The following is a 12,136-nucleotide window of genomic DNA, read 5'->3' on the forward strand; positions in this document are numbered from 1 at the left end:
GAAGGCACTCAAGACTTCATAGGTAAGTAAAGGACCAGTAATGCTTCCTGCTACTCGTGAAAACTCACTCCAGTTGGTACCAAACTGGTAACTCATCACGACACCGGAAACAACTCCCATACCAAACGCAACGGCAAAGATCTTAATCCAGTATTTAAATAGATCTTTATAGATAGGGTTTTGCGTTCTTAACCATTTCCATTCTAAAACTGCCAAAAAACAGGCAAGCCCAATAGAGGTGGCCGGAAAAATAATATGGAAGGATACTGTAAAAGCAAATTGTATTCGTGCTAATTCTAAAGCGGTTAGACCGAGGCTCATAAACTTTCCCCCTGTGAACTAGCTGATGATGATTAAATGATTTAAATACTTAATTTCAGGCAAAAAAGTACTTTGGCAATTAAGCTTACTTCTGTGATAAATGTTCTTAGCAAGTAAAGTGCCAACAGGGTAAAGCAACATAATTGCTTGATATTTCAAGAGAATAGAACGATTGATTGTTCTCAATCTGTTAACAAAGTTTAGGCTTGATGTTGCATTTGTAAAAATACATGTTGCATTGAAACATTGATGAAATATCTGGCGATATGCAATAGATCGTTTCATGAAAACTACCTACCTTAAGAAGTTTTCTTAATCATGCACTCACTGTATTTGTATATGTAGATACAGAAATTTTTTATAAAACTATAACAGTTAAACCGTGTTTTGATGGCGTGCTATAGTTTTTTTTCAATCATCTGTAGCTATATATCCAGTCCTCTAAAGTTCAAAATAAAAATGAACAGGATTTACCGCCAACCTAAATCAACTTTCAAGACATAATGTGAACGCTGTTTTAGATTTTATTTAAGTACATGATAGTGTTCTTCTTTTCTATTCCGTTGTTGTTTTGTGTAGGGTCTGGTTGTTGCGTGTTTCTTAAAGACCTAAGTGTAAGTGTAGCGCTTCTAAAATAGCTTGGATGTTAAAAAATGTTTATCACTTCTCAACTGAACATTATTCATAAAATTATTAAAAATCAGTCTATTTCCACCTTGGTAATAGATCAGTTGGAACAGACGTATGTGAACCTTGAAGCAACCTTACTTAGAGCGAAAGTACTCAGGGATTTTTCTAAAACTCAAACCGTGTATTTAATTCAGTCTCACATTGAGCCACAGCAAAGCAGTTTGGCTTATCTATTCTCGCCATTTATTTTTGCGAACTTAAACAAAGCAGCCATTTATACAACACCGGCGACTCCACCTGTGCTAACTATCCTTAATAAATACTATCAAGCTGACAAGAAGGTCGTATTTAAGGTAGACGAAGTTTTAGAAAGCCTAAAAATATATCTAGATTTAGAATTAATAGAGATGGGAGAAGCTGAATTTATTTATTTAAATTTAATTAAAGCATTATGTCGAAGTGATATCTCTACAGTTTTTTTAATTACCCATTTAGAGCTTGATTTAGAAGCGTTAAAGCAACTTGAACAGTTCTTAAAAATAAAAATTCATTGGGTAAAAGTCGTAAAAGATGAGGGTCTAAAAGACTTGGATCAGTTGGATATGCGTAAATTATTATTTAAAAATAAAGATGAAGTGTATGTTCAATTATGCGCTCTGTTTGCTCAAATGAATGCAGCACTGGTCGGCCTATGCGATACCTTTACTGTCAATCAAATGACACACTTAATTGATGACATGTTTTACTCAGAGCATATTTTCGAAAAACTTTCTGTCTATTCAGAATATATGCAAACCTTATTGCAAAGTCAGCATAGTCTTCACAAAAAACAAATTGCTTAGCAATGCCATGCTTTTGATTGGTGTTATATCAAGATTGAATACTGTTATAAAAAAATAATCGTTTTCATGTGAAATAAATATTTTATGGTAAAAGCAAAGCAATATTGGTTTTACTTACATGACAAATTTAAATTTTGAGCATCATCTCGGTTCATTAACTCACGCTGCACTGAGTCAGGCTTCAATCATTTCGCGGGTATGGGGTGAAGGACCTTCTGAACGGTATGATGAATTGGCAAGTAACTTCAGACCGACTTTTGCCCGTATTAAAGAAGGGGCTTTAATCCGTGAGCAGCAGCATATTTTGCCGTATGAGCAACTTCAGTGGCTCAAAGATATTGGTTTTACACGGTTACGACTTCCTAAAGCTCATGGTGGTTTTGATGCAACTATTCCTGAACTATTTGCATTGCTCATTGAACTTGCAGAAGCTGATTCAAACTTACCGCAAGCTTTGCGAGTGCATATTGGTTTCACTGAAGATGTCTTAGTAAGTAAAGACAAAGCGTTTCAACAGCGTTGGCTTAGCCGAATTGCCAATGGGGAAACAGTAGGTAGTGCATGGTCTGAAGGCGGGAAAGAGTCAATTGATCAGTTCGAAACTCATTTGTATCGAGATAGTGAAGGAAAAATTCGCGTTAAAGGCAAAAAATATTACACCACAGGCAGTCTGTATGCAGACTGGGTAGATGTTGGTGTAACAGATTTAAAGGGTGAATCTGGCTCGGTCGTTGTTCGCCGTGAAGATGAAGGTGTCGAAATTGTTGATGACTGGAATGGCTTTGGTCAGCAACTCACCGCAAGCGGTACAGCATATTTCCATGATGTATTGGTCGATGAAACTGAAATTTTACCTGATGATGATCGTTTTAAATATTCAGCGGCTTACTATCAACTGGTTCAACTGGCAATCATTACAGGTCTAGGACGTGCTGCAACCTATGATGTTTCTCAAGCTGTCGCAAAACGTACCCGAAACTACACGCATGCAAATGCCCAATTTGTAAAACAGGATCCGCAAATTTTACAAGTAGTGGGACAAATTCGTGGTGCAGCTTACAGTGCAGGAGCGATTGTTGAAAAAGTTGCACAAAGCTTACAACGTGCTTACTTGGCTGCATTTCAAAATAATGAGCAGCTTGAAGAAGAGCAAAATGCGCTTGCCGAGCTTGAAAGTGCGCAGTCTCAAACGGTCATTACCGATCTAATTTTAAATGCATCTACGATTTTATTTGACGCTTTAGGTGCTTCCGCAACAGACAAAGATTTAGGCCTAGATCGATACTGGCGTAATGTACGAACTTTATCTTCACATAACCCGAGAGTATTTAAAAATCGAATTATCGGTGATTTTAGTGTAAACGGCACATTACCTCCGTATCAATGGCGAATAGGGAACGTTGCTAAACAATAAATTATATTTTTAGATATTAAGCTGCTATTTTTAGCGGCTTAATATTATTTATGTTTTTTAGAAATAAATTATAAAAACCTATTAGAATAAAATCATATTTTGTTTGGGATTTATATTATAAAGAAAACCTAAAAATTGCTTTAGTATAAAAATTAAATAAAATGCTGGCGAATATTTTATGACTAAGAAAATTAGTTTTAATGCTTTTGAAATGAATTGTATTGCCCACCAATCTCCTGGATTATGGCGGCATCCTCAAGATCGATCTGTTGAATATAAAGATTTAGAATATTGGACAGATTTAGCACAAATTCTTGAGCGTGGTTTTTTTGACGGTATTTTTATTGCAGATGTGCTTGGTATTTATGACGTTTATCATCAAAGTGCTGAACATGCCTTAACAGGTGCAGTACAAGTTCCAGTCAATGATCCGCTACAGATTGTGCCAGCGATGGCAGCAGTCACAAAGCACTTGGGTTTTGGTGTCACAACTTCGATTTCCTTTGAACATCCTTATCCTTTTGCTAGACGTATTAGCACGCTAGACCATTTAACCAAAGGGCGAGTTGGTTGGAATATCGTGACGTCTTATTTGGAAAGTGGTTCGAAAAACTTGGGCCTAAAAACTCAGGTCAATCATGACAATCGTTATGATATTGCTGATGAATATTTAGAAGTCCTTTACAAACTTTGGGAAGGGTCTTGGGAAGAAGGTTCGGTACTTCGTGATCGTGAAAGTGGTATCTTTGCTGACCATAAAAAAGTGCATCCAATTCAACACGAAGGTAAATACTTTACTATACCGGGCATCCATATTTGTGAGCCATCACCGCAGCGAACGCCAGTACTCTACCAAGCAGGCGCATCTTCACGCGGGCAGAAGTTTGCTAGTCAAAATGCCGAGTGCGTATTCATAGCAGCGCCGTCTAAAATTGCCACTAAAAAAGTGGTACAAGGCATTCGCCAAAAATTGGCTCAGGAAGGCCGCGATCCGTACTCTGTTAAAATTTATGCGCTTTTGTCGATTGTCACTGATGAAACCGATGCAAAAGCACAGGCTAAGTTTAAAGAATATCAAAGCTATGGAAGCTATGATGGGGCGTTAACATTACTGTCAGGCTGGTCGGGTGTTGATTTTTCACAATATCAACCAACGGACAAAGTTGAATATATTCAAACCAACGCCATTCAATCTTTATTAGATTCTTATGTAAATGCAGACCCAGAACGTGTTTGGACCATTGAAGAAATTGCAAATTGGAACAGTTTAGGTGGTAATGGACCTGTACTTGTAGGTTCAGCAGAAACCGTTTCGGATGCTCTACAGCAATGGGTTGAAGATACCGATATTGATGGCTTTAACCTTGCCTATATTTTGGCGCATCAAACCTTTGCCGATGTAGTTGAGTTTATTGTGCCAGAGTTGCAAAAACGTGGGGTATATCAAACCTCTTATGCACAAGGAACATTAAGAGAAAAATTATTTGGTGCTGGGCCATATTTGCCTGAAAATCACCGCGGTGCAAAATATCGTAATCTAAAAGAATTAAAACTTGCTGAGGCGAGTTAATATTTTAGGAAGCCTTTAAATAAATAGCTGGTTAAATACCAGCTTTTATTTTTTCTTTTTATATCGATTTTACTGCTGAGTTAATAACGAAAAGATAATTCTATAATTTAGATTAAAACATCAGATTAATTTGTTTTTGTATGGTGTGAATAATCATTATTTTGTTTCTGTGATTAAAATACAGGAATTATTAAGTGAGCACACAAGAACTCGATCATAACCATCGTTATGAAATTAAATCTCCCGATGATGTTTCACAATTAATTTCCAAATTTGCAGGGAAGGGTAAGTCGAATAAAGTTATTTGGTTGGCATTGATTGGGGTATTTATTGATGCCTATGATTTAACAACGCTGTCCTTTGGTATTGAGCAAGTTATCTCAGAATTTTCCTTAAGCCCTGTGATGACTGGTGTGGTGGCTTCAGCAATTGTCTGCGGAACCATTGTGGGTAACCTGATTGGTGGTTGGCTGACAGATAAAATTGGCCGTTATCGGGTCTTTATGGCGGACATGGTGCTGTTTGTCATTGCGGCAATTGTCGCTGGTTTTGCACCGAATGTATGGGTTTTGATTTTAGCCAGATTCATTATGGGAATTAGTGTTGGTATTGATTTGCCTGTCGCAATGTCATACTTATCTGAGTTTTCCAAATTTAACGGTAGTAGCAACAAGGCAGCGCGTTTAGCCGCATGGTGCCCAATGTGGTATGCCGCTTCTTCGGTCTGTTTTGGCCTAGTTCTGGCGCTTTATTTTCTTTTACCCCCTGAGCATAGCAATTGGCTATGGCGAGCCTCTTTAATTTTTGGAGCAGTGCCAGCGTTACTCATTATTTTTATTCGCGGTAAATATTTAACTGAATCACCAATCTGGCTTGCAAACCAAGGCGATTTAAAGGGGGCAGCTCGAGTTCTACAAGAATCCTATGCAATTAATGCAGTCGCTACAGTTGAAAAAGTAGAAAGAACTGCTGAAAAGAAAAAGCGCGAGGGGTTTGCGGTTTTATTTAATAAAACCTATTTGCCAAGAACTATTGTGGCCATTGTGATTCACATTTCGGTGGCATTTCAGTACACGACCATTGCCTTCTTTTTACCTTCTATTTTAACGCGATTCTTTCATACAGATGTCTTGACGACCATTACTACAACACTCGGACTCAATTTGTTGTTTGCATTTACGGGCGGGCTGTTAGGTGTATTTGTTGCTAGCAGATTTAAATCTCGTCATGTGTTGCTTACAGGCTTTTTACTCCAGTTTATAGCCCTCATTGCTTTGGCATTAATTGGTGAACCCGGTAATAGCTTTTTACTCTACACCGCAATTGGAATGCTCGGTTTGTGGCTTTTTGCTGAAGGCTTTGGGCCAGGGGCACAAATGATGGTCTATCCAACCATGGCTTATCCAGCTTCGATTCGTGGTGTTGGTGTTGGCTTTAACCGTGCAGTAACGGGTGTTGCTCAAGCAATTGCCTTGTTTGTTTTACCGATCTGGATGGCGGGTTACAAAACCGATGTTTACCTGATTATTTCTATCTTTGCGTTTATTCCTTTAATTGTGATTGGGCTACTGATTAAGTTTGAGCCTACCGCCCAAGATGTCGATGTGATTGATGAAGATAAAACAGAACTTCCTCTCAATAATTCACCAGTAATCGATTAGAGTAAAAATAAATATCTAGATAAAAACAAAGGCCAACATCTGTTGGCCTTTGTTTTTGGAATTAGAAGTAATAAGCAAAAATTACAAACGCTTTTTTGTTCCATTTATCGTTGGTTCCACCAGCCGCTAGACCTTCGCTATCTCCTAGATATGGATCGTGTTTACCCATCAGCAACTCGGCTTGTACTGTCAATTTTTGATAGTTAAAGGCAATGCCGGGAATAAAACGGGTAGAGTCTTTAAACCCGTCTTGTTCTTTTCGATAAGAACTATAGTTCAAGTATGGGCGAACAGAGGTAATTGGGCCAAACTGCTGAGGAAATAAATAGCTCAGTTCGGCTGAATAAATCTGACCTTTGGTTGCCGAGTTAAATGAATAATCGAAACCGCCCAAAGTCAGATGATCTTTATATTGAGTGTCGGCATTATCAATGTCTTGATAACCAGCCAAAAGCTGTAAATTCCATTGGTTGTAATTGGTATTGCTAAAAACCGAATAAACTTGGCGATTCCCATCTTGCCCTGAACGTTTGTTTTCAATGGTGGAATACCATGCGGAGGCGCCAAGTTGAGTAGATAAATTTTCTTGGCCTAAGACATTTTTAAAGGTATGAGCACCGCGAACAACAATGGAGTTCTTTTCTTTGGTATTGGTGCCTTGCGGTACAGAGTCATCTGCATTGACAGGGTTGATACTAAAACGACTCGAGTCTTTGCTTTTACCTTTATAGGTGCCACCATCTGTAGGATAAAAGGCGAGTTGTGCTTCATTGATTCCATCATTGAAATCATATTTTACCCCAAGGTTGTGTACATCTTCCCAACCAGCACTATTGGCAATGCCTAAATAATAAGTATTTCCCCAAAAGCGGCCCAAGCCAAAAGGAACTGGGTTTAAGCCAGCAATAATTTTACTGTTGTCATTAATTTTATAACCTAACCACGCATCGGTAAGCCAATTGGCATCTCCTAAATGCCCGTAATACTCATAAACCCGATAATCTAAACGACCAATCCATTTTGGAGAGTTGTAATCTAACCATAATACTGCGTCATTAAAAGAAAATTTACTGGTAGTGGAATCAGAGTCAAAATCATAAACATATTTGGCTCGAACAGTACCGCTTACTTTAAGTTGACCTTCTTCAGCATTGCCAAAGGTAAGGGCTGCATGACTTGAGAGGCTGAATGTAAGCAAAGATGTTGTAATTAATGTTTTTGTCAAAATTTGAGAATGTTTAAACAAAAGAATTTTTCTCCTCTTAAAAATAAAAATTAAATTTGCCTCATGTATAAACCAGAAAAAGATTTGTCCAAATCTTAATATTTGCAGAAGATTCAAGATAAAAAGATAATAAAATCTGTACTTTATATAAAAGAATGAAAATTAATGAGATGCAAAACTCTGGATATAAAGACAAAAATAAAAATGATGAAATGAGTAGGATAAAATACTTAGAAGATGTGTGTCAGCCTTTTCACATCTTATCTTTTGTGAATATCGTTTTTAATTATTGATATATAAGTAATTTAATTTTACCACTAATCTGTAAGTTTGCTTGAAATTTGCTTTTTACCAAAAGATAAAAACTTATGAAGAAAAGTTATTTATAAAAACCAGATAAGCAACTCATATTTTTTTATTTTTCATTATAAGGCCAGCTGCATACCATGAGCTTATATTATTGAAAGATCATGAAATTATGAGCACGAAGACCAAACCGTTGATTATCACGGCAATTGTTATAGTCGCAATTGTTGCATTTATCGTATGGCAAAATAAAAAAGACAATAATACAAGTGCTTCAGTTCGTGACAACAAACCTGTTGTGATTGCTTATCAAACTGGGGTTGACCCAAGCAAAGTGGCGCAGGCCAATGGAGACTATGAAAAACATAGTCAACGTACTATTCAATGGAAAAAATTTGATGCGGGTTCAGATGTAGTTAATGCACTTGCTTCAGGTGATGTCGTACTTGGTAATATTGGTTCAAGCCCACTTGCTGCTGCGGCAAGCCGTAATTTACCGATTGAGGTATTCTTAATTACTTCAAAACTTGGTGCATCTGAAGCACTCGTAGTGAGTAATAAATCAGGCATTAAAACTCCTCAAGATTTAATTGGCAAAACCATTGCTGTACCGTTTGTTTCGACAACCCATTACAGCCTTTTGTCTGCACTTAAACATTGGAACATTCCAGAAGACAAAGTAAAAATTATTAACTTGCGTCCACCTGAAATTTCAGCTGCTTGGGAACGTGGTGATATTGATGCTGCCTATGTGTGGGAACCTGCTTTAAGTAAAGCCAAAGCATCTGGTACGGTTTTAACCGACTCAAAACAAGTCGGTGAATGGGGTGCTCCAACTTATGACTTATGGGTTGTACGTAAAGACTTTGCAGAGAAAAATCCTGACTTTTTGAAAGCTTTTGTCCAAACCACACTTGAGCAACTCGAAAAATATAACCAAGACCCAGCCGCTTACGTTAAAGATGCCGATAACGTGCAAAAAATTGCGCAGCTCACAGGTTCTGATGCAAAAGATATCCCGCTTTTATTAAGTGGAAATATTTACCTTGACCACGCTCAGCAAAAACAAACATTAGATGGTGAATTTGCGCAAAATATTTTTGATACAGCGAAATTCTTAAAAGGTCAGGGCAAAGTCGATCAACTTAAAGCCGATTATAAAGGCAATGTGAATTCTTCATTTTTGCAGCCTTAAGGAGTTGTCATGAGTGTACTTGAAGCCAAACATATTCATCTGACTTTTCCTAAACAGCAAAAGCCAGTTTTACAAGACATTAACCTAACCATTGAAGAAAGTTCTTTAACCGTGATTTTAGGTGAGTCGGGTTGTGGCAAAACAACTTTGCTTAATATCTTGGCAGGGTTTCAAAAGCCGAGTTCTGGTGATGTGCTTGTAAATCATGAAGTCGTAACTGGACCAGATGTAACTCGTGCTGTTGTATTTCAAGATCACGCCTTACTTCCTTGGTTGAATGTTGCAGATAATGTTGGCTTCGCTTTGCAGTTAAAAGGTTTAAAGCGTGCAGAGATTGAGAAACAAGTGAGTGCAATTTTAAAAATTGTGGGTTTAAGTCACGTTGAAAAAGCCAATATCTGGGAACTTTCCGGTGGTATGAAACAACGTGTTGGTATTGCCAGAGCTTTGATCAGCCACGCGCCGTTTATTTTATTAGATGAACCTTTTGCTGCATTGGATGCTTTTACTCGTGAAAACATGCAGCAGTTAGTGCTCGATTTATGGATTCAACAAAATAAAAGCTTCTTTTTGATTACTCATGACATTGAAGAAGCGTTATTGCTCAGCAATCAGTTAGTTCTGATGACGGCGCATCCAGGCAAAATTGTAGAAACTCTACACCTCGATTTTGCCCAACGGTACCGTCAGGGCGAGTCTATTCGCTCAATTAAATCGGATTCTCAATTTATTCAGCTCAGAGAACAGCTATTTGAAAGTTTAAGGGCACAAAAACAAAGCGGTAAGGAGGCGTTACCTACATGAACACTAAAGATAACGTCTATGAATATGACAAAGCAGAGCTTAAACCTGAGTTAAATGTGCAAACAGAAAATGCTTCATTTCTATCGTCATTTTTTGAAAAGCATCGCACTTTGGCGGTCAGCATAATCAGTGTGGGAAGTGTAGTTGCACTCTGGTTCCTCATTACTGCTTTGCATGTTGTACCTGAACTGTTTTTACCGAGTCCGCAGGCAGTCTGGCAAAAATTTATATCGGTCAGCCAAGAAGGCTTTATGAAGGCTACTTTGTGGCAACATTTGGCAGCCAGTATCTCACGTGTATTTTTGGCTTTGATTGCTGCCGTGGTGATTGGTGTTCCGCTGGGTTTGTGGATGGGCCTGAACAAATGGGTTCGCGCTGTTCTAGATCCTTTAGTTGAATTATTACGTCCAATTCCGCCGTTAGCGTATTTGCCGTTACTTGTAATTTGGTTCGGTATTGGCGAAACCACAAAAGTACTTTTGATTTTCTTCTCGATTTTGGCGCCTGTCATCATTAGTAGTGCACATGGTGTTTTAAGCCATCAGCTAAATCGTGAACGTGCGGCATTGTCATTAGGGGCAAGTCAGTCACAAGTCTTTTGGCATGTCATTTTACCAACGGCTTTGCCTCATATTATTACCGGTATTCGTATTGGTCTTGGGGTGGGCTGGTCAACATTAGTTGCAGCTGAGTTGGTTGCAGCGGACCGTGGTATTGGTTTTATGGTGCAATCGGCAGCACAGTTCTTAATTACCGATACGGTGATTCTGGGCATTATTGTGATTGCGATTGTCGCAGTTAGTTTTGAGCTGTTTTTACGTTGGTTACAAAAACAGTTTTCTCCTTGGTATGGTCAGCAGTTGTAGTAAAGAAGATGAATACAGTAGTAGCAAACTTAAATATAGAAGTGATCAAGCCTACCATTGGCGCAATTATTCACGATACTGATTTGAATGCGTTAAATGAACAGACAACGCAACAAATCCAGCAGGCTTTGCTTGATCATCAGGTCATTTTTTTTCGAAAGCAACAATTAGCTCCGCAAGCACAAGCAGACTTGGCACGTAGTTTTGGCACCTTACATGTGCACCCGATTTATCCTTCAATTGAAGATGTACCAGAAGTGATGGTGCTCGACAGTTGGAAGCAAGATTTGCGTGACAATGAACTTTGGCACACAGACGTGACTTTTAGTAAAACTCCACCTTTAGGTTGTGTGTTGCAAGCCATTAAAATTCCACCTGTAGGCGGTGACACGTTGTGGTCGAGTAATACAGCAGCTTTTAAAGGGCTTCCGCTTGAGTTGCAGCAAAAATTGCGTGGCTTAACTGCAACGCATGATATTCGTAAGTCTTTTCCGCTTGAGCGTTTTGCCCATAACGAAGAAGAACGTGAAAAGCTTTTGCAAACCTTTAAGCGTAACCCACCAGTGGTTCATCCAGTGGTGCGTACTCATCCGGTTACAGGTGAGCCTTTGTTGTTCGTAAGTGAGGGTTTTACCACACACATTAATGAGTTACCCGAACAAGAAAGTGAGCAATTACTTAATTTCTTGTTTGAACATGCGACCCAAGAGCAATTTCATTTACGCTGGAAATGGCAAGACGGTGACGTCGCGATTTGGGATAACCGTTGCACACAACATAAAGCATTATTTGATTATGGCGATGCTCATCGCATCATGCACCGTGCAACTATTAACGGTGATGTGCCATTTTATAAAGAAGAACAACAGCCAGAGTTAGCAGAGGCTTAATTCCTTTAATTATTCTTTGTTTCAATTCCAACTCTGAGTTTTGAGCTGGAATTGAAACAGTAAATCTTTAGCGTACTCCAAAACCTGACAATATGCCTGTGTAGTTCTTTACAGGAGGTGAGGCCCAATCACCAACTTTGCTGGTTTTTAAATTTAACTGAACTAACATTTCAGCTTGTTTAACTGCTGCTGCAACGCCGTCAATAACAATCACTCCCAATTCGTTTTGTAGTTTTAGGCATAAATCACTCATACCTGCACAGCCTAAAACAATTGCATCGCTTTTATCTTCTGCGAGTGCTTTTTTGCACTCATCTCGTATGGTCCGATAAGCATCTGAGTCAGGAAGCTCTAACTCTTCAACTGCAATGTCACAAGCTCGAATATTTTTGCAAAATGGTGTAGCCCCATA

Annotated in this window: 11 protein-coding genes; 8 read left to right on the forward strand and 3 right to left on the reverse strand. The window is 38.5% G+C overall.

Annotated elements, in window-relative coordinates; translation table 11 throughout:
- The coding region (locus tag C1642_RS19400) for a cytochrome ubiquinol oxidase subunit I (RefSeq protein WP_228153881.1) at positions 1–321 on the reverse strand (321 nt) is incomplete at its 3' end.
- Positions 322–974: 653 nt separating this feature from the next.
- Between C1642_RS19400 and C1642_RS13185 the strand changes: the two genes are divergently transcribed.
- From C1642_RS13185 to C1642_RS13200, 4 genes are all read left to right on the forward strand, one after another.
- The gene (locus C1642_RS13185; RefSeq protein ID WP_000471033.1) at positions 975–1,793 is read left to right on the forward strand and encodes a hypothetical protein; all 819 of its coding nucleotides are present in this window, start codon (positions 975–977) and stop codon (positions 1,791–1,793) included.
- A 118-nt stretch (positions 1,794–1,911) separates the two neighbouring features.
- Positions 1,912–3,207 (forward strand): acyl-CoA dehydrogenase family protein, encoded by a 1,296-nt coding sequence (locus C1642_RS13190; protein ID WP_103236421.1) that lies wholly within the window; start codon positions 1,912–1,914, stop codon positions 3,205–3,207.
- A 178-nt stretch (positions 3,208–3,385) separates the two neighbouring features.
- Positions 3,386–4,777, forward strand: a complete 1,392-nt coding sequence (locus tag C1642_RS13195) for an LLM class flavin-dependent oxidoreductase (protein ID WP_103236422.1) — start codon at positions 3,386–3,388, stop codon at positions 4,775–4,777.
- 194 nt (positions 4,778–4,971) lie between these two features.
- Positions 4,972–6,438 carry an MFS transporter gene (locus C1642_RS13200; protein WP_038346933.1) on the forward strand — a complete coding sequence of 489 codons (1,467 nt, stop codon included), beginning with the start codon at positions 4,972–4,974 and terminating at the stop codon, positions 6,436–6,438.
- Positions 6,439–6,499: 61 nt separating this feature from the next.
- Here C1642_RS13200 and C1642_RS13205 read toward each other — a convergent pair whose 3' ends face one another.
- Positions 6,500–7,684, reverse strand: a complete 1,185-nt coding sequence (locus C1642_RS13205) for a hypothetical protein (RefSeq protein WP_103236423.1) — start codon at positions 7,682–7,684, stop codon at positions 6,500–6,502.
- 439 nt (positions 7,685–8,123) lie between these two features.
- Between C1642_RS13205 and tauA the strand changes: the two genes are divergently transcribed.
- The 4 genes from tauA to tauD are packed head-to-tail and all read left to right on the forward strand — an operon-like array spanning position 8,124 to position 11,724.
- Positions 8,124–9,164 carry a taurine ABC transporter substrate-binding protein gene (gene tauA, locus C1642_RS13210; RefSeq protein ID WP_000651495.1) on the forward strand — a complete coding sequence of 347 codons (1,041 nt, stop codon included), beginning with the start codon at positions 8,124–8,126 and terminating at the stop codon, positions 9,162–9,164.
- 9 nt (positions 9,165–9,173) lie between these two features.
- A complete protein-coding gene (locus C1642_RS13215; RefSeq protein ID WP_000114479.1) occupies positions 9,174–9,968 on the forward strand; it encodes a taurine ABC transporter ATP-binding protein in 795 nt (264 codons plus the stop codon).
- Positions 9,965–10,834, forward strand: a complete 870-nt coding sequence (gene tauC / locus C1642_RS13220) for a taurine ABC transporter permease TauC (protein ID WP_001092656.1) — start codon at positions 9,965–9,967, stop codon at positions 10,832–10,834. Before C1642_RS13215 ends, tauC begins: the two co-directional genes overlap by 4 nt.
- Before the next feature lie 8 nt (positions 10,835–10,842).
- Positions 10,843–11,724: a taurine dioxygenase gene (gene tauD, locus C1642_RS13225; RefSeq protein WP_016684865.1), complete on the forward strand. Its 882-nt coding sequence runs from the start codon at positions 10,843–10,845 to the stop codon at positions 11,722–11,724.
- Between the two features lie 67 nt (positions 11,725–11,791).
- Here the strand turns inward: tauD and C1642_RS13230 are convergent.
- A partial coding sequence (locus C1642_RS13230) for an aspartate/glutamate racemase family protein (protein WP_228153882.1) occupies positions 11,792–12,136 on the reverse strand: 345 nt, incomplete at its 5' end.

It is taken from the genome of Acinetobacter sp. AKBS16 (assembly GCF_002899995.1).
GTDB lineage: Bacteria > Pseudomonadota > Gammaproteobacteria > Pseudomonadales > Moraxellaceae > Acinetobacter > Acinetobacter baumannii.